The sequence below is a fragment of the Pseudodonghicola sp. genome (assembly GCF_048268305.1).
GTDB lineage: Bacteria > Pseudomonadota > Alphaproteobacteria > Rhodobacterales > Rhodobacteraceae > Pseudodonghicola.
In genome coordinates this window covers 266,872-288,419 of the sequence record NZ_JBLWVT010000009.1, presented here as the reverse complement: position 1 = coordinate 288,419, position 21,548 = coordinate 266,872, and the positions used below count along the sequence as shown (strand labels likewise).

Below are 21,548 nucleotides of genomic sequence, written 5' to 3'. Positions count from 1 at the left end.
GAGCGAAGCTTGCGCCTCTCGGCAGATTGCTGCGCAATCGCCTGCCGGCCAATGGATCGCTCTATTGCTGCTCGGACGGCCTGCGTGGTCGTGGCGCTGCCGTGACGAACTTGTCCCATAGGGCATCCTTCCATTCCTGCGAATGGATCGCACCATCAAACCGAGGGATCAAACACCTAGCGCGGCGAAGCCCCGGCGTCGAGCAGGGCCATCACCGCCGGATCCAGCCGCGGATCATCCCTATAAAAGACACCGCAGGCCGCGAGGTCCCTCTTCTGCGGGATTCTTCCGGGCAGCCGCTTGAACACGATCGGCGTCGAATAGATCGGGCGCGTGAGAGCATTGTTCGTTGTCATCAGCAGGCCGGTGAGGAATGGCATGGAGGGCAGCGCCGGGGGGAAAAGCGCGATCGACCGCAGCCGCGCATTGGGGCGGCCGACGTTCTGCACATCGGTGATATAGATGCGCCCCCCCAGCCACTGCGCGAAGCCATCGATCTTGATTGGCTGCCGGCTTCCCGGACGCCCTCCCCGTGACGTCGCATACATGATCGTCTTGACCAGGGTGAGATCGCCTTCCTGCGAAATCACCGTATAGGCTCGCCCGATTCTGTCGGGATTGCTGCGCAGCGGGGTGCAGACCTGATAGCAGCCACAGGACCGCGACAGGGCCCCGCGGGTCTGCGCCATGTTTTCCAGCAAGGCGGCGAACGCCTGCTGCATCCGGGGCGGAAGGCCCTCGATCCGCATCGGTGGGTGCCAGCGCGCCGCAAACCGGTCGGCCGGCAGCAGCAGGTCGTCTGGCTCCAGATCGAAATGTGCGGCGATGCTCCGCAACGTCGCCAGCGACGGCATGTTGAGCCCGTTCAGGTATTTGTTCAGCTGTTGACGGTTGAGGCCAAGCGCCTCGGCCGCACGGGAGGTGCTCGGATAAGAACGTACAAGCCGACGCAGATTGGCGGGGAATTTTCTATGCATCTGATGCTCCGCTCACCCTGCGAGATACATCGCCGGGGCGCCGTCAGCGCGGCACAGACCGTGGCGCACCTCCGCCCCAAGCGCCGGATCATCGAACGCGACGAGGCCGCAGAACCGCAGATCGTCGCGCAGGCTCGCCCCGGTCGGACGCCGCCACATGACAATGCTGGAGGTGAAGATCGGACACGCACCGAAGCTGAAACTTCCCAGCAGAACGCCGCTCAGATGCTGCACTCCAGAGGTGTAGGCAGGATAGAAGAGGGAGAATTCTGGCGTCACCTCCCCCTCTGAGGTCCCACAGTCGATGAACTGGATCCGGTCCTGAACGTAACTCAGCAGATGCAGCGTTTTGCGAACCCCCTCGCGGCTCCAGGGGCTGCCGGAGGGAGCGAACCGTTCCAGAACCCGCGCATAGGTCATGCCGTTGCGCTGAAAGACGATCACGTAGGTCCGCAGAGCAAATGTCGGCATTTCGGGAACACAGGAGTAGCGGAAATACCGCCCGCAGTAGGGCGCAAGCGCTTCGGCAGAGTTTTCATGCTCGGCCGCGACCTTGCGAATTAGCGCAGCCTCCCGGCTCATCTGCTCCGGAGGGGCAAAGCCAGGCTCCGTGCCGTGGCTGCGTGCCATGCAGCGCCGGAGCTCCCGCGGCGACAGCATCAGCGCCTCTGTCGGGAGATCGAAAACCGCCGCCATCTTGCGCATGGTCCGCAGTGACGGCGCGCAGCTGCCGTTCAGGTATTTGTTCAATTGCTGCCGGTTGATGGCCATCTGCCTCGAGGCCACGGCAATGGATGGCAGAAGAGAAACCAGATAACGGATATTCTCTGACAGCCCACCTGAGGTCGAAGTGTCATGGCAGCCTGCAGCGGCCTCTGACGGCAATGGTGTCGACATCGTCATCTCTCCCAGCCCTGCCCGCTGGGGGTGGGCTTAATACTTCTCATGAAGCTTCTATTTCTTATTAATCTTCAACAAGCTCTCCACCCCGCTTCACCCAGGAGCGCGGCACATATTGCTTTGGCGTTTTTCACACACTTTTCCGCTGCACACCTGACGCCAAATCTGCGGGCCCCGTCGCGAAATATGCCGAAACGATAAGAAGAGAAAAAAGCGCGTCACTTGGTACAAAGCAAAACTCTCGCCCCTCTTCACGGGGGATGATCGAGCTTCAATATAGTCAAGGATACAACACAAAGATTTTTAAATACAACCAAAAGATATTATTAATAAGTCAAAAGTTTGCAATCCTTGTATCGGAAATGCTCCACCCTGGGCCCCGCCCCCAGGGGCCGCACAGCAGGCGATGTTGCGCAAATGAGCCTACAGGCTAATCCGCCGCTTTTCTCCATCGGCGTCAGGCGAGGGCTTCGATCTCGGCCCGTCCGAGGGCCGAGGCGCGGTTTATGACGGCGATGCGGATATGGAACTCGGCAGTCTGGCGGTCGAGATCTCGCGGCATGATCCGCTCGCCGAAGGACCTGAGGCGGTTCATCTGCGCCTCACCCCGACTTCGGACGTGATGGCCAGACCATTGCTTCCACAGCGCCTTGCTCAGGCGCAGCCGCTCCCCGGGAGAACCCGCCGAAGGTCCGGGGCGTAACAGCCCGACAAGCTGACGGGGAGCCGGGACGCGGAAGTCATCCACACAGGACGATCGGGCCTCGCGCAGCTGAGATCCGGAAGCCCCCCATTGTGCCTGCATTGCCGTGCAACAGGCGACAATGCCATTTGCACGGCTCAATGCTCAGGATCAGGTTTTTTTGGCTGATGTGAAAAGAAGGCCAATGCAGCAACCGACAGAACGAGGAACGCGCAAGCGATCGGGCTCTTGAACAGGAACCAAGGGTCGGCGCCGGAGGCCGAGAACGCCTCTCGGGCAGAGCGTTCTATCGGGCTGGCCAGGATATAGGCGATCACGAAGGGCAGCACCGGGACATCGATCCGCCGGAACAGGTAGCCCAGCACGCCGAAGCCCACGGTTGTCCAGAGCGCAAACATCGATGTCTCCTGCACGTAGATCGCCGTCAGCGTCACCAGCAGGACGACCGGCAACAGGTATTTCACCGGCACCCGCGCCAGAACGCCCATGGAGCGCATGAACGAGCCGCCCAGCGTCCAGTTCACCAGGTTGCCCAGCACCATCAGGAAAAAGATGCCGAAGACGATGACCAGCTCGGGGTTGGTCTGGGATGTGAACCGGAACACGGCCGGGCCGGGATTGAAGCCGCCGATGCTGTCGGCGGCGAGGATCAGGAAGACCGCCGCGGCATTACCCGGAATGCCAAGCGACAGCACCGGTATCAGGTTCGCTCCGGACACGGCGGAATTGGCGGCCTCGGTCGCGGCAATGCCCTCGGGCGCGCCCTGGCCAAAGGCCGCGTCACCCGGTGCAGCCGTCTTGCGGTGCTTCCGGCTCGCGAGCGAGTAGGACAGCGTCGCCGCGAGGGTGGAGCCGACCCCTGGCAGTGCGCCGACGATCGTCCCGATGATGGTACCCTGCGTGATGTAGGGCCGGATGCGGCGCAGGTCTCCGGGCCGCAGACCATCATGATCGGACGTTTGCGCGGCGCGGTCACGGCGTTGGGACAGCCCCCGCCGCTCATTGTCGATCGCCACGAAGATCTCGCCCACAATCAGGATGCCGAGCACCGCCGAGAGCATCGGGAAACCGTCACGCAGCGCCGGGATGCCGAGGGTCAGGCGGGGACTCAAGTCCTCTCCGGAGGCGATGAAGGCGACGATCAGTCCGAGGCTCACCGCAAAGATGCCCTTGCCGGGCGAAGACCCCATCACCGCCGCCACGAAGGAGATCGACAGGATCAGAAGCGCGGTCTTCTCCGGCAGGTCGAGCCATTGTTCGACCATGATGGCCAGGAAGGGCGCACGGACAAAGAGCACGAGGTCGGAAAAGCCGTCCCCTGCGACGGAAGAGAGCCGCGCAAGGCGCGGCGCGGCGCGCCCGCCTGCGCCATGGGATGGCCGTCAAGCGTGGTCATCATCGCGTCCGGCGTGCCGGGCAGGTTGAACAGGATCGCGGGGACCGCCCCTCCGAGGGTCGTGCCCTTCATGATACCGATGAGGAAGCCGAAGACCGGCAGCAGCGCGTCCGGGGTAAAGCCGAAGATCGAGATCAGGATCGGCAGGGAAATCGCCATGGCCATGGGCCCGGCCAGACCCGGCGTCGCGCCCACGGCGATGCCGGCCAGCACGCCGAGGAACAGCATCACCGGTGCCGCAGGGATTGCCAGCCCGAAGAGCGAGAACAGCTCCGGCCCATCGAGCACCGCGAGGATGCCCAGCCAGATGTAGTCCAGGGTCTCAATCATACATCACCTTTGGGGGGGGCAGAAGGAGGTCGTCGAAGGCGAGGTCGAAGACACCGATGAGCACGAGCGTGGTGACCAGTCCGATCAGCGCAGCCTTGAGGCTGATGCGCCCTTCCATCCATGAGATCAGCGCGGCCACCAGGCCACCGCCACCAAGGACAAAGCCCGCGTGTTTCCAGGGTACGGTATCGCGCAGCACGCGGTAGTCGCCGGCCTCGGTGAAGAGCGCCGCCAGCAGCGGGCCTGTGTAGCGCATGAGTGCAAAGAAGACCGCAACCAGCAGGATCAGTGCCGCAACGAAGATCACGTCGTGTCGCGTGAGCCGGGCCGTCTCCGGCTCGCGCGCCTTCAGCAGGATCAGCAGCCCAGACAGCGCCATCAGCCCGAACGCCAGCCCGGGTGCCATCGCGTCGCCGATGGAGACCCGCCCCCGCCGCGCCTGGATGTAGCCCGACACAGTGTCGTTCGGCACCCAGAGCAGCAGCGCGAGGGCGGCGAGGATCAGGATGAATGCGGCCAGCAGGACCGTCTGCTTCGGAGCCTTCACCGGCTGCCTCCTTCCGGTCGGGCCTTGATTACTGGCTGACAGATATCAGCAGGGCCTCGGCATCTGCCTTGGACTGTTGCATGTAGGCATCGAGGTCTTCGCCGGTCATGACGGAGGGTCCTCCAAAGGCCTTGGTGACGAGCGCATTGGCCTCGGTCGAACCGTCTTCGAGCACGTCCCTGATGGCTGCCCCAAGCGCGTCGCGGGCAGCTGTGTCCATGCCTTCGGGCCCGATGAACATGAAGTAGCCGTCAAGGTAGAACTCGCTGCCAAGTTCGATGATGCTGGGCGCGTTCGGGCTGTCGGCCAACGGCGTCTTGATGCCACGCGCGATGTTCACCATCTCGCCCTGCTGCACCGGCTTGGACTGTGCGCCGGCAACCCAGCCAATGTCCACGTCGCCGCCGCGCAGGCCGTTCATGACGTCCGCGCCCCCCTTGACCGACACGATGTTGAAGTCGATCCCGGCCTTCTGGCCAAGGTGCCAGGCCATGTCGCCCTGCCGGTCGGTGGCAGTGGCGAAACGGATCGGCGTGCCGACCTCTGCGGCGGCCTTCACCTTGTCCCAGCTGTCGAAATCGCCGCACTGCATGGCGACAAGGCCCAGCTGGAACTCTGCGGTGGTTGCAAGCGCAGTAAAGTTCTCGAGTTGAAGATTCGGATCACCGACCACGGCGGCGTTGTAGGTCAATGTCTCGGATACGACCATGCCGATGGCGGTACCGTCCTTCGGCGCGTCGCGCAGCTCCTGTGCTAGGTTCAGGCCGGAATTGCCCGTCGCCTGCTGCGGAAACACCGACCAGCCGAATTTCTCTTCAAGACCCTGCGCGATGAGCCTGGCCTGCGTATCGGCCCCGCCCCCGGCGGCAAAACCGATATACATGGTGATCGGCCCCGACGGGGTCCATTCGTCGGCCAGCGTCACGATAGGCGCAGCACATAGCGCAGCCGCCGCCCAAAGCAGTTTCAGAAAAGTCATGTGAAATCCTCCCATTTCACGCGATCATGGAGGAACAGGTGACAGACAATGTGGATACCACGCCGAAGCAGGCGTTTCCGATCTCTTTCCAGGTACATCTGCTGAACCTGCGCCTTGCTGCACAGGCGCGAGCTGTCGTCGCCCGCCACGGCGACCTGACATTGCCGCAGTGGCGCATCATCCGGCTGATCGGGCTTGACCCGTCGCAGGGATCAACGGGGCACCGCAAGGCACTCGGGTTCGACAAGAGCCAATTCTCCAAGACCATCACGGCGCTCGTCGATCAGGACTACATCCGCACCGAACCGCATCCATTGGACAAGCGACAGTTCATCCCGACACTGACAGAAAAGGGCCTTGCGGCTCTGGCGCGGCTCGCACCGGAACTGGACCGCAGACAAGCGCACCTAGCCTCGGCCCTGACACCCGAAGAACAGCGCCTGATTGGCCCAATCCGGGAAAAACTCTACGCCGCCGCCGAGGCGACCGAATTTCCCGATATTCCCGTACCACAGAACAAGATCACAGCATGACCCGCTCGAAGAACCTTCTCGTCATCATGTCGGACGAACACCAGTCGCGGGCGCTGTCCTGTGCGGGGCATCCGTTCGTGAAGACACCGAACCTCGACCGCCTGGCTGCACGCGGTGTCCGCTTTACAGATGCCTATACGCCGTCGCCGATCTGCGTGCCTGCGCGCGCAGCCTTTGCCTCGGGGCGCTATGTGCATGACATCCGGCTCTGGGATAACGCCATGCCCTATACCGGCAAGCCGCGCGGCTGGGGCCATGCGTTGCAGGACAAGGGCGTGCGCGTCGAAAGCATCGGCAAGCTGCATTACCGCCACGAGGAAGACCCGGCGGGGTTCGACGTCGAACACATCCCGATGCAGGTGGTGGACGGCGTCGGCATGGTCTGGGGCTCGATCCGCCGCGAGGACGAGCGTGTGCGCAAGGAAGGCCGGATGCTCGGGCCATACATCGGGCCCGGCGAGAGCAAGTACACGAAATACGACACCGCCGTGACCGGGCGCACGAACGAATGGCTCAAGGACGCCGCCGAGAACGGCGCGCCCTGGTGCCTCTACGTCGGTCTGGTGGCACCGCATTTCCCACTGATCGTGCCGCAGGAATACCTCGACATGTACCCGCCCGAGAGCCTGCCGGAGTTCAAGCTGCACACCAAGGACGGCTTCGTGAACCACCCCTGGGTGAGGAAGCAGAACGAAGCCCTGGCGGGCGATGACGGGTTTGAAAGCGACGCGGAGCGCAGGCTGGCCGCATCGTGCTACTTTGCGCTCTGCACCTTCCTCGACGACAATATCGGCAAGATCATGCAGGGCCTCGAAGATACCGAACAGTTGGACGACACCACCGTGATCTATACCTCGGACCACGGCGACAACGTCGGCGCGCGCGGGCTCTGGGGCAAGTCGAACATGTACGAGGAATCGGTTGCCGTACCGATGATCCTGGCCGAACCTGGTGGCCCCACCGGCACTTGCGCCACGCCGGTCAGCCTGCTGGACGTCTCGCAGACCGTCATCGACCACTTCGGCGCGACGCTCGAGGGCGATCGACCGGGGCGCTCGCTTTACGAGATCGCGGCCGAGGCCGAGGACCCGGATCGGGTGATCTTCAGTGAATACCATGCGGTCGGCGCGGTCTCTGCCGCCTACATGCTGCGCAAGGGCGACTGGAAGCTGATCCATTACCACGGCTTCGCCCCCGAGCTGTTCAACCTGCGGGAAGACCCCGAAGAGACGGTGAACCGCGCCGACGACCCGGCGGCGGCCGAGGCGCTTGCCGATCTCGAAAACGAGTTGCGCAAGATCTGCGACCCGGCGGCGATGAACGATCTCGCCTTCGCCGACCAGGACGCGATGATCGAAGGCTATGGCGGCATCGAGGTCGCCATGAACATGGGCGCCCCCGCCGCGACGCCGCCCCCCGAAGTCTGAGCCCAAAGCTTGAAGGACCACGTCATGAACGAGACGATCCGCAACGGCCACGGTGCCGCTCTGGACGAGTTGCGCACCCTGTTGGGAGACCGCCTCTGCACCGGCCCGTCGATCCTCGACGATCACGGCCAGGACGAGGCCTATACACCGCCCCAGCGTCCCGAGGCGGTGGCCTTCCCGGAAAGCACGGCGGAAGTCTCGCAAATCATGCGGATCTGTACCCGCCATCGCTGTCCGGTGATCCCCTACGGCACCGGCACCTCGCTCGAAGGGCAGATCGTGCCGACCGTCGGTGGCATCAGCCTCGACATGAGCCGGATGAACCGGGTGCTGCGGGTCAACCAAAAGGATCTCGACGCGGTGGTGCAGCCCGGCGTCACCCGCAAGCAGCTGAACGAGGACCTGCGCGCCACCGGCCTGATGTTCACCGTCGATCCCGGCGCGGATGCCAGTATGGGTGGCATGGCCTCGACCCGCGCCTCTGGCACCAACACGATCCGCTACGGCACGATCCACAAGAACGTGCTGGCGCTCGAGGTGGTGCTGCCGGACGGCGAGATCATCCGCACCGGCAGCCGCGCGCGCAAGTCGGCCTCGGGCTATGACCTTACGCATCTCTTCATCGGTGCGGAGAGCACGCTTGGCGTCATCACCGAGCTGACGGGAAGCTGCACGGCCAGCCGGAAAGCATCCTGTCGGCGACCTGCGCCTTTCCGAGCGTTTCGGCGGCGGTCGACACGGTGATCCTCGCCATCCAGTCGGGTCTGCCCATGGCGCGGATCGAGCTTCTGGACGAGGTCCAGATGCAGGGCATGAACGTGCTGCACCCCGACCTCGGCCTGCCCGAGATCCCGCATCTGTTCCTCGAGTTCCACGGCTCTGCCGCAAGTGTCGCGGAGCAGGTCGAGACCTTCCGTGCGATCGCAGAGGATTACGACGGGCAGGATTTCGCAGCAGCCACCAAGATGGAGGACCGCAACCGCCTCTGGGCCGCCCGCCACGAGGCCTACTTCGCGGCCAAGGCGCTGCGACCCGGCGCAAACGGGGTCATCACCGATTGCTGCGTGCCGATCTCGTCCCTCGCCGACTGCATCGGGCGCGCGAGGCAGGCCATCGAGCTCAGCGGTCTGACCGCTCCGCTGGTCGGGCATGTGGAAGACGGAAACTTCCACCTCGTGATCCTCGTCGATCCCGACAGCGCCGAAGATATGGACAACGCGCGCGACCTGGCAGCCGCCATCAACAAGATTGCCCTGTCGCTTGGCGGCACGGTCACCGGCGAACATGGCATCGGCACCGGCAAGCGAAAGTACATGGACGCGGAGCACGGTGGCGCGTGGGCCCTGATGCGCCGCCTCAAGGCCGCGGTCGACCCGGATGACATCATGAACCCCGGAAAACTGGTCTGGTCCGGGGGCCTAAGCCGCACTTGCCCTGCGCTTGACCACGGTCTGGCCATCGGCCCACTACAGTATGGGCCTGCGGCGCCGCCTCTGTTGCACAAACTGGCTGACCGCCGAACCTCCCCCCGGACCGACTTATCCTGCGACCTCGGCAATGGCGTCATGGCATTTGCGCGCTTCGTCACAGGCGGGCCAGTTCCTGGTCTTGTGGATTGGCCTTGTCGGTCTGCTCATGCCTCCCGGCTATCACGCTGGATTCACGGGACGAATCCCTCACAGGATTTGCGCAACTGGGCCCATTGGCAAGATTGCAGCATTGGCGTCACCTTGCCGCAGCGTAATCTTGATTTGCCAGCCTTCCCCGCCCTCGCTAAGCTCTGCTCCCGGGAGGACCGGACATTCACAAACATCAGCATATCGACCGGGTGATCGAGACGGCGCAATCGCCGTCCGCTGCGGCGCGCTCGCCCCTGGCGGCCTCCTGGCGGCGGTCGATGGAACGCCATGGGCTTGATCCTGCCGAGACCCGCCCGGGCGAACGGCTCGACGAGATCGCGCTCGGCCACCGGCGCGGTGCGCTGGAGCAGCTCCTGCGCATTGCCGAACCGAAGATCGACCAATTGTTCGGCCTGGTCGGCGCCTCGGGCTGCGGCGTGGCGCTGACCGATGCCAACGGGCTGATCCTGAACCAGCGCTGCGCCGCGGCCGATGCGGCGGTGTTCCGGGCCTGGGGTCTCTGGGCTGGCGCCGACTGGAGCGAGGCGGCCGAGGGCACCAATGGTATCGGCACCTGCCTGACCGAACGCCGCCAGGTCACCATCCACCGGGATGAGCATTTCTTTCTGCGCAATATCGGGATGAGCTGCATGGACGCGCCGATCTTCGGCCCCGAGGGCAGCCTGATCGGCGCGCTCGACGTCTCTTCGGCGCGGGCCGACCAGACCGAGGGGTTCAACCGGCTGATCGCCGCAACAGTCGCCCAGACCGCCCGCGCCATCGAGTCCGAGGTGTTCCGCGCCCATTTTCCCAAGGCCCGCATCGTCGTGGCCGAGGCGGAGGAGAGCGAGGCCTCGCTGCTGCTGGCGATCGATTCCCATGACATCGTGATCGGCGCCACCCGCGCCGCCCGCCGCGCCTTCGGACTGGAGGCGAGCGGTGATCTGAAACCCCGCCCCGCCTCGGATCTCTTCGGGCGCGAAGATGGGCCGACCGGGTTCGAAAAGGCGGAACGCGCCGCCGTGCTGCGAGCCCTGGCACGGGCCGAGGGCAATGTGTCGAAAGCCGCCCGCGCGCTGGGAATCGGCCGCGCCACGCTCTATCGCCGGATGAAACGGCTCGGCATCGGCGAATAGGCCGGGCGACTGTCTCATCCCTGAGACAGCATCGCCTCCCCCTGCCCTTCCCCCTGGCTGACAAGTTCCCTCGCACGGACCAGTCTTTCCGACAGACGCCCGCATGGAGGATGTGGGCGCACAGGAGGACATTTCTATGAACCAGATGACCCAGGTGGATGGCCGCTATGCCTCTCCCTTCAAGACCCGCTATGACAACTTCATCGGCGGCACCTTCGTCGCCCCGGTGAACGGTCGCTATTTCGACAACATCACCCCGATCACCGGCGCCAAGGTCTGCGAGGTGGCCCGTTCCGACGCCGCCGATATCGAGCTGGCGCTCGACGCCGCCCATGCCGCCAAGGACGCCTGGGGCAAGACCTCGGCCGCCGAACGGTCGAACATCCTGCTGAAGATCGCCGACCGGATCGAGGAAAACCTCGCACTGATCGCCCAGGCCGAAACCTGGGACAACGGCAAGCCGATCCGCGAGACGATGGCCGCCGACATCCCCCTTTCCGTCGATCACTTCCGCTATTTCGCGGGCGTCCTGCGCAGCCAGGAAGGCACCATGTCGGAGATCGACGCCGACACCGTCGCCTATCACTTCCACGAGCCCCTCGGCGTGGTCGGCCAGATCATTCCCTGGAACTTCTCGATCCTGATGGCGGCCTGGAAGCTGGCCCCGGCACTGGCCGCCGGCAACTGCATCGTGCTGAAGCCCGCCGAACAGACCCCTGCGGCGATCATGGTGCTGATGGAATGCATCGCCGATCTGCTGCCGGCAGGCGTTCTGAACATCGTCAACGGTTATGGCGCCGAGGTGGGCGCGCCGCTGGCCCGCTCGCCCCGCATCGCCAAGATCGCCTTCACCGGCTCCACCGCGACCGGACGCAAGATCATGGAAGCGGCGACCGTGAACCTGATCCCGGTCACGCTGGAACTGGGGGGCAAGTCGCCGAACATCTTCTTCTCGGACGTGATGGCCGAGGACGACGCCTTCCTCGACAAGGCGGTCGAGGGCTTTGTGCTCTTCGCCTTCAACCAGGGCGAGGTCTGCACCTGCCCGTCGCGCGCGCTGATCCAGGAAGACATCTATGAGGAGTTCATCGAACGTTGCATCGCCCGGGTGAAGGCGATCAAGCAGGGCGACCCGCGCGACATCGAGACCATGGTCGGCGCCCAGGCCAGCCAGGAACAGCAGGACAAGATCATGTCCTATCTGACCATCGGCGTCGAAGAAGGCGCGGAAGTGCTGGTCGGCGGCGATGCGGCCCGGTTCAACGGCGACATCGCGAACGGCTTCTACATCCAGCCGACGATCCTGAAGGGACACAACAAGATGCGTGTCTTCCAGGAGGAGATCTTCGGCCCGGTGGTCTCGGTCACCACCTTCAAGGACGAAGCCGAGGCGCTGGCGATCGCCAATGACACCATGTACGGGCTCGGCGCCGGGGTCTGGACCCGTGACGGCACCCGCGCCTATCGCTTCGGCCGCAACATCGAGGCCGGCCGCGTCTGGATCAACAACTACCACGCCTATCCGGCCCACGCGGCCTTCGGCGGCTACAAGCAGTCCGGCATCGGGCGCGAAACCCACAAGATGATGCTCGACCACTACCAGCAGACCAAGAACATGCTGGTCAGCTACAACCCCAACAAGCTGGGGTTCTTCTGAGGCACGGAATCCCCTCCACAAGTGCTTCGGGAACCGGGGGGCGCGCTGCGATGCGCGCCCCTTTTACTTGCCTCAGCGCACCACATGCACCGCGCAGCGGGCATGGCGCACCACCTGTGCCGCGGTCGAGCCCAACAGCAGATCCTGCATCCCCGGCCGGTGCGAGGCGATGATGATCAGATCGGGCTTGTTGGTCTCGGCCCAGTCGAGGATCGATCGCCCGGAATGCCCCTCGATCACCACGCCGGTGGCATTGGGCAGCTTCGCCGCCATATCATCCAGCTCGCCCTGGATCGCCTGGCGCGCGGCGATCAGATAATCGGTCGGCATGTAGGAAATCGCATAGGAGGGCACATGCTCCATCACGTGCAAGAGCGTCACCTTGCCGCCGGGTGTGCCCAGAATTTCCGCCAGCTTCAGCGGCGCGGTGATATCGCGCTCCGCATCAAAGGCGATGGGGATGAGAATATTGTGATACATCGGAACCCTCCTCTTGATCATCTCGCCACTTTGCCGCGCCGCTCGCGGCGGCGGCCTTGATCCATATCAGCCCGATCTGCTCGGGCGATCGCAGCTTATCCTGCCGCCACCAAAAGGAAACGGCCTTTTCCCGGGCCGCCTGCGCCCCCGCCCGTCTTCTCCGCCCGAATATTCCCGCCGGAGGCACAGGCCCCTGCAGCTCCGTCGCCCGGCCACGACCCTAGCCGAAGGTGGCAGCGACCTCGTACATCACCGGCTCGAAACTCTTGCACAGATCATTGATCGCCCGGTTGCGCCGCCGCATTTCCGGCGTGCGCAGCATCGCCTGGAAATCCTCCCGCCGCGCCCATTGCGAATAGTTGGCGATCCGGGTCTGGGCGTCATTGACATGCAACCCCGCCGCGATGAATCCGGGCTGTTTCGAGATGAACTCGGCATAGGCCTCGGTCAGCGCCTCCAGCAAATCCTGACAGGTGCCCGGCGTGGTCTCGAAAGTGGTCAGAACGGTCTGCAGGCCGCTCTCCTTGGCAATCCTCGGCATCGGCTCCTCCTCCTGAAGCGGATCACCTTCAGCCTATCACAGCCGGTCGAGCAGCGCCTGCACTTCATCGACCAGTGCCTTCACCTCGGCATGGGCCGGGCCCTTCGGCGCCTCGAGCGCCGCGCGCCCCTGCCCCAGGGTCTCGGCATAGACGACGCGGTTCGCCAATGATCCCGCGGCCACCTCCGCCTCCAGCTCAGACGCCTTCTCCGCCACTTCCGCCGCCAGCCGGGTGCCGGGGCGATTGCGGGTCATCACGATCAGCGCCGGTTTGCGTTCCCGTCCGGCCAGATAGAGCACCACCTCCACCGCCCAGAGATCGAGATGCGAGGTCGCCACCGGCACCAGCACCAGATCGGACGCCCGCAGCGCCGGGCGCAGATCGCTGTCGGCCTTGGGCGGCGTGTCGATGATCACGATGTCATGGGCATCGGCCAGCTTGCGCACCTCATAGGTCACCCCCCAGGCCGAGGCGGTGGAAAAGTCGATATCGGACATGCCGCCCTCGGCCTCCAGCCGCGCCATGAACCAGCGCCCGGCGCTGCCCTGCGGATCGGTGTCCATCAGCGCCACCGACTTGCCGGCCTTGGCGAAGCCCACCGCCAGATTGACCGCCAACGTGGTCTTGCCCGAGCCGCCCTTCTGCTGCGCGACAGTGATCACATAACCCATGCTGGTCCCCGCGATGATACCGGCCAAAGCTTAGTCGGCTGCCCTGCGAGCGCAACGGAAATCGACCGCCGGGAAAATCGCCGGCCCCGCAAGATAGTAAACTATTCATTAACCACTCACCGCCACGCTTCGCAGGAAGGAGTCCGCGATGCGCTGCCTGGTTTGGTTGATGATGGTCTGGTTTGCGATCTGTCCCGCCCGCCCCGCCGGTGCCGGCGCCTGGATGCGTGACGAGGGCACCGGCTTTCTGTCGACGGGGGCGATCCTGCGCCAGGGCGATCCGCAGGCGGCGCGCGAACTCTCGCTCTACGGCGACTATGGGCTCTCGCCCCGGCTGACGCTCGGCGTCGACGTCAACCAACGTCCAGGGGTCTCCGGCCACGCCCTCCTGTTCGCCCGCCTGCCCCTCAGCGCGCCCGAGGCCCGCAGTAAATTCGCGCTCGAGACCGCGCTCGGCGGCCATCACTGGATGGGCGACTGGTCGCCGATGTACCGCGTCACCTTCTCTGCCGGACGCGGGTTCACCACGCGCAAAGGGGCGCATGGCTGGATCGCGCTCGATGCCAGCTATGAACGCCGGCTGGGCGATACCGATCCCGCCTACAAGCTCGACGGAACCATCGGCCTCTCCGGTCCTGCGCGCCTGCGCCCGATCCTGCAGATCGAGACCGCCTATAGCCCGGGGCAGCCGGTCTTCTGGACGGTAACCCCCGGCCTGTTGATCGAGGGGGGCCACAACCGCACCTGGCATCTCGGTCTCGAACGCAAATCGGCCAGCCGCGACACCCTCGGCCTCAAGCTCGGCCTCTGGCTGCGGTTCTAGGCCCCGCGCCGGCTCCCCTGCCGAGGGCGATCACTGACGACCCCCCCCGAAGCCCCCACCCTGCCTTTTTCTAGCTGCAAATATCCCGGGGGGCTCGGGGGGCTGGCCCCCCGTCACCGCCGACGTTAGACATAGCCCATGACCGCAAAGCCCGACCCGATCCGCCCCACCGATGACCAGGCCCGCGCGCTCGCCCGCGATCTGCTGGCAAGCGCCCGTTCGGCCGCGCTTGCGGTGATCCTGCCTGAGGGCGGGCCGATGGTGACGCGGGTGGCCTTCGGCCTCTCGCCCGAGCGGGCGCCGCTGACGCTGATATCAAGCCTCGCCGCCCATACCACGGCGCTCCAGGCCAATCCCGCCGCGTCGCTGCTGGTGGGCGAGCCCGGGGCGAAGGGCGATCCGCTGACCCATCCGCGCCTGACCCTGCTGGCGCAGGCCAGCTTCATCGCCCATGATCACCCAGATTATGAAAAAATGGCCGCGCATTACCTGCGCGACCACCCCAAGGCCAAACTCTATATCGGCTTCGCCGACTTCAGCTTCGCCCGCTTCTCCGTCAGCCAAGGCCTGTTGAACGGTGGCTTCGGTCGCGCCTTCCGGCTGACGCCCGCCGACATGGGCCTTCCGGTCTAGGTGTCGATGCGGATGCTCACCGCCACCTCGCCGCGCATCTCCTGCGACCACAAGAGCTTGACCTTGCCCTGCCCGCTGCCCTGCTGCACCAGCACATAAGGCATTTCGAACACCTCCACCCCGCCGGTGGCCCGGATGTGATCCAGCGCCACGATCCCGTCGACCCCGCGCGCCTGGGCGCCGAAGGGCAGCTCTCCCGCCGGATCGACCGTCCAGGTGCTTGCGAAGGTCGACTGATTGTGCCGCACCCTGAGCGGATTCATCACCTGCGCGGTCACCGAATGATAGGTATTGCCCAGGAAGGTCACGTTCTTGGTCTTGCTGAAATCGAGTTCGGCAAAGGTGGTGTCCACCCGATCCACCCGGTCGATGGTGCCGTTGATGGTGCGGAACACATTGCCGGTCACCGTCACCCCGTTCAGGTAGTGGCCGCTGCCATAGGGTTTCACCACGATATAGCTGACCCAATCGGCAACATTGCCCGACAGGAAGATGTTGTTGGTGATGCTCATCGCGCTGAACGAGAACCCGCTGCTGTAGTCCGGCACCGGGTCCAGCTCGTTGGTCCATTCGATATGGCAATTGTCGATGTAATTCCCGGTCACCGTCGCGCTGCAATAGCTCTGGGCGAAGATGATCCCGGCCGAGCGCACGCCCTTGGTCTCGCTGTCGCCCTGAAAGAAGTGGTTGCCGATCACCATGCTGTTGTTGCCGGCGAGAAAGGCGAAATGGCGAAACTTCTCGGCCCGGTTGTTGCGCAGTTTCACATCGTTGGCATTGGCGTTCAGCACGATGGAACTGCGATCCTCGACACTCAGCGGCGCCTCGGAGGAGAGGAACTGACAGCGGTCGATCAGCATCCCCTGACAACCGTTGCCGATCGAGGTGATGCCGCGATCCTTGGGGCGTGTGATGAAACAGTCGCGCAACTGGAAAATCGACCCGCTCGGCGCCAGCCGGATGCCGCTGCACACCCCCCCGCACTGGAACTCGACGTCCGAGATGGCGAATTTGCTGAAGCTCTCGAAACCGCTGAAATCCAGCATGTACTTGAAGCTGCGGAAGGTGAAGCCGTGGGTGCCGGCGGCATCGTAAAGCGCGCCGCTCAGCGTCAGCTCCTGGGCGCCGATCTTCTTGTCGGTCACATAGACCTCGCGACCGACGCCATTCCGTTCGACCAGGGCGCCGATCGGGATATTGGCCACATTGGCGACATTGGTCAGCTTCTTGGGCGAACTGGTGCTATAGGTCGCCTGAGAGGTTACCACCTCGGTCTCCCAGGCGGCGCCGTCGACCGCCTCGAACTGGCCGTTGCGGATCACCCGCCGGGTGGAATAGCTGGTCTTGTTGGGCACTGCCGCCGCCATGTCGATCGGCCCGACGACGGTAATCTTGCGCCCGCCCAGATCGAGGCTTTCGTGATCGGCGTTGTTCAGCAGCGCCTGAAACGCCTTGCGGAAGGCCAGCGCCTCGTCGCCGAAAGCCTCGATGTAATGCGGCAGGTCGAACCCCTTGGTCAGCACCAGCATCTTGTCGACCGGCATGCTGACGGTGCCTTCGAACAACACCTCGGACTCCATCGTCACGCTGTCGCCCAGGTAATAGCTGCCCTCCGGCACGAAAACGCGGCGACCGTCGGCGGCAGCATCAGCGGCATCGAAGGCGGCACTGTCGTCGGTGGTGCCATCCCCCACCGCCCCATAGTCGCGCACGTCCACCTGCCCCAGCATGTCGCGCAGGAAAACACCGGTGATATCGACGATCTCGATATCGTCGATGCGCACCACGCCGCCATTGGCGCCGGTCAGGTCGATGCCGAAATGGCCAAAGGTCGGCTGCATCCCCCAGACCATGTCGACGCCGCCACGATTGCCGGTGCCGACGATGGCGGTCAGCTCGACGATCTCGCCATAGGTGGTCAGTGCGGTCTCGGCCGCCACCTCGGTCAGCCCGCTGACATGGGTGTCGCTGCTATAGCCGGCCCAGCCGGCAATCCGCACCTTGGGCAGGTTGCCGCTGATCGCCTTGATCCGCACGGAGATTTGCAGATAGACGCCGGGTTCAACCGGCGTCTTGCCCATGTACCGCAGCTTCTGCGTGGCATCGGTCTTCTGCAGCTCCAGGCAGCCGCCAAAGTCCTGATCCGCCGCCACATAGACCGCATTGAGCGCCCCGTCGTAGCTGTCCGAGCCTGCCGTGCCGTCGCCACTCGACCAGACATCCAGCCCCTCGGCGAAAGGGGTCGGCATCAGAACCAGACCCTCGGTGATTGCCACGTTCATCGAAATCCCTTTCCCAGATCCGTCAATGTCCGGGATCGCCGCCCGAACGCCGGCGAAAGGGATAGGCAGGCCGGGTTAACAGCGGCTCAGACCAGCGCGCGTTGGGGTTAACGAAGGGGATTTCCGCCCGCGAGACAAAAGGCACCGCAAAGAAAAACGCGCGCCGGCCCTTCAGCCGACGCGCGCCAATGTCGCGGATTTCCGGCTGACCTCAGGCCAGCTCGCCCGCCAGCGCCTTGTCGATCAGCGCGATGGTCTCCTGCACGCCATAGAGCGCGATGAAGCCGCCGAAGCGCGGCCCCTGGCTGGCGCCCAGCAGCACTTCGTAAAGCGCCTTGAACCAGTCGCGCAGCGGATCGAAGCGGTCGCGGCCCACATCATAGACCACCGCCTGCAGCGCCTCGTCTTCGATCGGGCCGTCATAGCTGGCCAGCGCGTCGCGCAGCAGCACCAGCGCCTCGCGCTCGGCCTCGGTCGGGGCACGATAGACCCGGTGCGGTTTGACGAAGTCGTTGAAGTAGCGCACCGCGAAGCCCGCCGCCTGATCCAGGTCGGGATGGGTTTCGGCCGAGGCCTCGGGCGCATAGCGGTTGATGAAGCCCCAAAGCTGCGCCTTGTCCTCCGCCCCGGAGACCGAGGCGAGGTTGAGCAGCATCGCGAAAGGCACCACCAGGGTCGAAACCGGCACATTCCCGTTGTGGATATGATAGACCGGGTTGTTCAACTGCGTCTTCAAATCCTGGGTCGGATAGGCACGCAGCTGCTGGTGATATTCGTCCACCGCCTTGGGGATCACGTCGAAATACAGCCGCTTGGCGGTCTTCGGCTTGAGATACATGAAATAGGACAACGACTCGGTGGACGCATAGGTCAGCCATTCGTCGATCGAAATCCCGTTGCCCGAGGATTTCGAGATCTTCTGGCCCTTGTCGTCGAGGAACAGCTCATAGGTGAAATGCTCCGGCGCCGGCGCGCTGAGCGCGCGGCAGATGCCGTCATAGATCGGCGTATTGGTCGAATGGTCCTTGCCGTACATCTCGAAATCGACGCCCAGCGCCGCCCAGCGGGCACCGAAGTCGGGCTTCCACTGCAGCTTGACCTGACCGCCGGTCACCGGCAGCGTCCATTCCTTGCCGTCATCGTCGTCGAAGGTGATGGTGCCGTCCTTGGCGTTCACCTCCTTCATCGGGACATAAAGCACCCGGCCGGTCTCGGGATGGATGGGCAGGAAGATCGAATAGGTCTTCTGACGCTCCTCGCGCAGCGACTGCAGCATGATCTTCATCAGTTCGTCATAGCGTTCGGCCGCCAGCAGCAGCGTCTGGTCGAACTGGCCCGACTTGTAGAACTCGGTGGCCGAATAGAATTCATACTCGAACCCGAAGGTGTCGAGGAACCGGCGCAGCATGGCGTTGTTGTGATGGCCGAAGCTGTCGAATTCGCCGAAGGGATCGGGCACGCTGGTCAGCGGCTTTTGCAGATGCTCGCGCAGCATCTCCTGATTGGGCACATTGCCCGGCACCTTGCGCATCCCGTCCATATCGTCGGAAAAGCAGATCAGCCGGGTCGGAATGTCCGAAATCACCTCGAAGGCGCGGCGGATCATCGTGGTGCGCAGAACTTCGCCAAAGGTGCCGATATGCGGCAGACCCGAGGGGCCATAGCCGGTCTCGAACAGCACATATCCCTTCTCCGGCGGCTTCTTTTCATAGCGTTTGAGGACCCGGCGCGCTTCTTCAAAAGGCCAGGCTTTCGACTCCAGGGCGGCTTCGCGCAGATGGGACATTTCAAACTCCGAGAAAGAAAGGACGCGCACCCCGCGCGGCCTGAGGCCGCTACCTATTGTGCTCACGCTGCGGCGTCAATATTTTGAGCTTCTACGCCTTAAAAACCTGAGGAACCGCCAGTGCCCACCCCCGAACAGCATGTGCTCAGCGCCCAGGACTGCCTGGTTGCGCTGATGGTCGCCGTTTCCGCCTCGGACGAGAACATCCGCACCGTGGAACTGGTCAAGATTCAATCCGCCGTGAACCACCTGCCGATCTTCGCCGATTACGACATCGACCGGATCAAGCATATTTCACAAACCGTGTTCGACCTGTTCGAACAGGAGGACGGGCTGGATGCGCTGTTCGGCCTGATCCGCGGTGACCTGCCGGAACGGCTGTTTGAGACCGCCTATGCGCTGGCCTGCGACGTGGCCGCCGCCGATGGCACCCTGGCCGAGCCCGAACTGCGATTGCTGGAAGAAATCCGCTATGAGTTGAATATCGACCGGCTGCACGCCGCCGCCATCGAACGCGGCGCCCGCGCCCGTCACCTGACCTGACAATCGCGGCGCGGTCTCAGCTATAGACCGCGCCCCAATGTTCGATCAGCTTCTGCTGCAATTGCTTGGCCTTGCGGTTCCAGGCGCGCGCCCCTTCGGGAATATCCCCCTCGACCCCCTTGGAACGTTCCCGCTTGCCCGGATCGGTGGCGAAGATGGCAAATGCCAGTTCCTTGCCGTTGGGCGCCGTCAGGAACCCACCCAGCCCGGAGACGAAGTTCAGCGTGCCGGTCTTGGCATCGACCTTGATCGGGTGATCCTTGACCACGCGGCCCTTGGCATCGCGCATCGGAAAGGGTTTCAGCAGCGGCCGCAGCGCCCCGTTCTGCCGCGCCTGCACCAGCGCGGTCACCAGATCCCCCGCCGTCATGCGCGAGGCATCGCCCAACCCGGAATGGTCCACCATCCGGGTATGCCCCATCCCCAGCCGCGCCGCCGCCCAGCCGTTCATCGCCGCGGCGGACTCGCGCAGGCTTCCCGGCATCTGCCCGCTGCTCGCCGTGGCGGTCATCCCCACCATCTCGGCGGTCAGGTTGTTCGAGAACTTCAGCATGTCGTGCAGGACCTCCTGCAGCGGCTCGCTGTCATGGCTGACCAGAACCGTGCCGCCCGGCAGACTGCGGGTCGCCTCGGCCGGCTTCAGCGCGATGCCATAGGCGGCGGCCATGGTGCGGAAGACATCACCGGCATAATCCGCCGGCCGGCGCACCGGCAACCAGCGCGAGCCGTCCTTGCCCAGCGCCCCGCTCGCCACCGTCCAGTCGTCGACGCCCTTGCGGTCGGAATAGGTAAAGATCGGCACCTCACGGTTCACCACCCGCATCCGCGCCATCGTCACATCGGGACGATAGCGATCGCTGCGCGCATCCATCGCCACGGCATAGCCGTTGGCTCCACGTGTCCACTGGAAGTGCACCCGGTTGAAGTTCAACGCGATGCCCGACACCGCCGGGCTATAGCCCAGATGTTCGTGCTGTGCCTCGTCGATGCTGCGGACATAGGGCAAGGCCCCGTCATAGACCAGGAACCGCCCGCGCACCTCGCGCACGCCCTTCTGTTTCAGCTCGGCCGCCAGCGCCGCCAGATCATTCGTCTCCAGCGTCGGATCACCGCCCCCCGCCAGCACCAGATCGCCCTTGAGGACTCCGCCCTCCAACGATCCGGTCCCGATCAACCGGGTGCGGAACCGATACCCCGGCCCCAACCGGTCCAGCGCATAGAGCGTGGTCATGACCTTCGCCACACTCGCCGGCGGCAGACCTTCCTGATCCTGCACCGCCTCCAGCGGTCGGCCCGATTTCACATCGGCCACCGCACAGACCACCTCGCCCGGCAGACCGAAGCGGGCGATCAGCCCCTGCGCACCACCATCGGTAACGGCCGCGACCGCGCCCTTCGTCGCGGCGACCCCGCGCAGATGCGGCCGGATCGACACCGCCGGCGCCCCGGCCAAAGCGGCGCCCGGCGCACCGATCACCCCCGCCAGTGTCCCCAGAACCCAGCGCCGCGACAGTCCCTTGGTCATTTCACATCACATCGTAAAATCGGTTCCCCACGGCTGCATAAAATCGCAGCTCCCCGCCG

Annotated in this window: 17 protein-coding genes and 3 pseudogenes; 8 read left to right on the top strand and 12 right to left on the bottom strand. The window is 64.5% G+C overall.

Annotated features, from left to right (window positions below):
- Nucleotides 1–176: 176 nt before the first annotated feature.
- The 6 genes and pseudogenes from ACN0V4_RS18100 to ACN0V4_RS18075 all read right to left on the bottom strand — a co-directional run bounded on the left by ACN0V4_RS18100 (nucleotide 177) and on the right by ACN0V4_RS18075 (nucleotide 5,832).
- Nucleotides 177–977, bottom strand: a complete 801-nt coding sequence (locus ACN0V4_RS18100; protein WP_417678679.1) for a helix-turn-helix transcriptional regulator — start codon at nucleotides 975–977, stop codon at nucleotides 177–179.
- Nucleotides 978–989: 12 nt separating this feature from the next.
- Nucleotides 990–1,880, bottom strand: coding sequence for a helix-turn-helix domain-containing protein (locus ACN0V4_RS18095; RefSeq protein WP_417678677.1), 891 nt, complete (start codon nucleotides 1,878–1,880; stop codon nucleotides 990–992).
- Between the two features lie 454 nt (nucleotides 1,881–2,334).
- Nucleotides 2,335–2,538: pseudogene (locus ACN0V4_RS18090) on the bottom strand (IS5/IS1182 family transposase); the annotation flags it as partial.
- A 179-nt stretch (nucleotides 2,539–2,717) separates the two neighbouring features.
- Nucleotides 2,718–4,204 (bottom strand): annotated as a pseudogene (locus ACN0V4_RS18085) (tripartite tricarboxylate transporter permease).
- Nucleotides 4,205–4,298: 94 nt separating this feature from the next.
- Entirely contained in the window at nucleotides 4,299–4,853 is a 555-nt protein-coding gene (locus ACN0V4_RS18080; RefSeq protein WP_417678675.1) for a hypothetical protein, read from the bottom strand.
- 28 nt (nucleotides 4,854–4,881) lie between these two features.
- Nucleotides 4,882–5,832 carry a tripartite tricarboxylate transporter substrate-binding protein gene (locus ACN0V4_RS18075; protein WP_417678673.1) on the bottom strand — a complete coding sequence of 317 codons (951 nt, stop codon included), beginning with the start codon at nucleotides 5,830–5,832 and terminating at the stop codon, nucleotides 4,882–4,884.
- Between the two features lie 38 nt (nucleotides 5,833–5,870).
- On the opposite strand from ACN0V4_RS18075, the gene ACN0V4_RS18070 reads away from it, so the two are divergent.
- The 5 genes and pseudogenes from ACN0V4_RS18070 (at nucleotide 5,871) to adh (ending at nucleotide 12,204) form a co-directional block, all read left to right on the top strand.
- Entirely contained in the window at nucleotides 5,871–6,365 is a 495-nt protein-coding gene (locus ACN0V4_RS18070; protein WP_417678671.1) for a MarR family winged helix-turn-helix transcriptional regulator, read from the top strand.
- On the top strand, nucleotides 6,362–7,792 hold the full coding sequence (locus ACN0V4_RS18065) for a sulfatase-like hydrolase/transferase (RefSeq protein ID WP_417678669.1): 1,431 nt from the start codon (nucleotides 6,362–6,364) through the stop codon (nucleotides 7,790–7,792). Before ACN0V4_RS18070 ends, ACN0V4_RS18065 begins: the two co-directional genes overlap by 4 nt.
- A 24-nt stretch (nucleotides 7,793–7,816) precedes the next feature.
- Nucleotides 7,817–9,198 (top strand): annotated as a pseudogene (locus ACN0V4_RS18060) (FAD-binding oxidoreductase); the annotation flags it as partial.
- A gap of 491 nt (nucleotides 9,199–9,689) precedes the next feature.
- Nucleotides 9,690–10,547, top strand: a complete 858-nt coding sequence (locus ACN0V4_RS18055; protein WP_417678693.1) for a GAF domain-containing protein — start codon at nucleotides 9,690–9,692, stop codon at nucleotides 10,545–10,547.
- A 136-nt stretch (nucleotides 10,548–10,683) separates the two neighbouring features.
- Nucleotides 10,684–12,204: an aldehyde dehydrogenase gene (adh, locus tag ACN0V4_RS18050; protein ID WP_417678667.1), complete on the top strand. Its 1,521-nt coding sequence runs from the start codon at nucleotides 10,684–10,686 to the stop codon at nucleotides 12,202–12,204.
- Nucleotides 12,205–12,276: 72 nt separating this feature from the next.
- Here adh and ACN0V4_RS18045 read toward each other — a convergent pair whose 3' ends face one another.
- From ACN0V4_RS18045 to parA, 3 genes are all read right to left on the bottom strand, one after another.
- Nucleotides 12,277–12,684 carry a universal stress protein gene (locus ACN0V4_RS18045; RefSeq protein WP_417678665.1) on the bottom strand — a complete coding sequence of 136 codons (408 nt, stop codon included), beginning with the start codon at nucleotides 12,682–12,684 and terminating at the stop codon, nucleotides 12,277–12,279.
- Between the two features lie 220 nt (nucleotides 12,685–12,904).
- Nucleotides 12,905–13,225, bottom strand: coding sequence for an antibiotic biosynthesis monooxygenase family protein (locus ACN0V4_RS18040; protein WP_417678663.1), 321 nt, complete (start codon nucleotides 13,223–13,225; stop codon nucleotides 12,905–12,907).
- Between the two features lie 36 nt (nucleotides 13,226–13,261).
- The gene (parA, locus tag ACN0V4_RS18035) at nucleotides 13,262–13,897 is read right to left on the bottom strand and encodes a ParA family partition ATPase (protein WP_417678661.1); all 636 of its coding nucleotides are present in this window, start codon (nucleotides 13,895–13,897) and stop codon (nucleotides 13,262–13,264) included.
- Nucleotides 13,898–14,045: 148 nt separating this feature from the next.
- On the opposite strand from parA, the gene ACN0V4_RS18030 reads away from it, so the two are divergent.
- Both ACN0V4_RS18030 and ACN0V4_RS18025 read left to right on the top strand, forming a co-directional pair.
- Nucleotides 14,046–14,720 (top strand): hypothetical protein, encoded by a 675-nt coding sequence (locus ACN0V4_RS18030; RefSeq protein ID WP_417678659.1) that lies wholly within the window; start codon nucleotides 14,046–14,048, stop codon nucleotides 14,718–14,720.
- 138 nt (nucleotides 14,721–14,858) lie between these two features.
- Nucleotides 14,859–15,353, top strand: a complete 495-nt coding sequence (locus tag ACN0V4_RS18025; RefSeq protein ID WP_417678657.1) for a HugZ family protein — start codon at nucleotides 14,859–14,861, stop codon at nucleotides 15,351–15,353.
- On the opposite strand, the gene ACN0V4_RS18020 is transcribed toward ACN0V4_RS18025, so the two are convergent.
- Complete coding sequence (locus tag ACN0V4_RS18020; protein WP_417678655.1) at nucleotides 15,350–17,635, bottom strand: glycosyl hydrolase family 28-related protein; 2,286 nt, start codon at nucleotides 17,633–17,635, stop codon at nucleotides 15,350–15,352. The two genes, ACN0V4_RS18025 and ACN0V4_RS18020, sit on opposite strands and share 4 nt — an antisense overlap.
- Nucleotides 17,636–17,846: 211 nt before the next feature.
- Entirely contained in the window at nucleotides 17,847–19,421 is a 1,575-nt protein-coding gene (locus ACN0V4_RS18015; RefSeq protein ID WP_417678653.1) for a lysine--tRNA ligase, read from the bottom strand.
- Between the two features lie 174 nt (nucleotides 19,422–19,595).
- Here ACN0V4_RS18015 and ACN0V4_RS18010 point away from each other — a divergent pair, with 174 nt between their 5' ends.
- Entirely contained in the window at nucleotides 19,596–19,964 is a 369-nt protein-coding gene (locus ACN0V4_RS18010; protein WP_417678691.1) for a tellurite resistance TerB family protein, read from the top strand.
- Between the two features lie 16 nt (nucleotides 19,965–19,980).
- On the opposite strand, the gene dacB is transcribed toward ACN0V4_RS18010, so the two are convergent.
- Nucleotides 19,981–21,489, bottom strand: coding sequence for a D-alanyl-D-alanine carboxypeptidase/D-alanyl-D-alanine-endopeptidase (gene dacB, locus ACN0V4_RS18005; protein ID WP_417678651.1), 1,509 nt, complete (start codon nucleotides 21,487–21,489; stop codon nucleotides 19,981–19,983).
- Nucleotides 21,490–21,548: the final 59 nt, after the last annotated feature.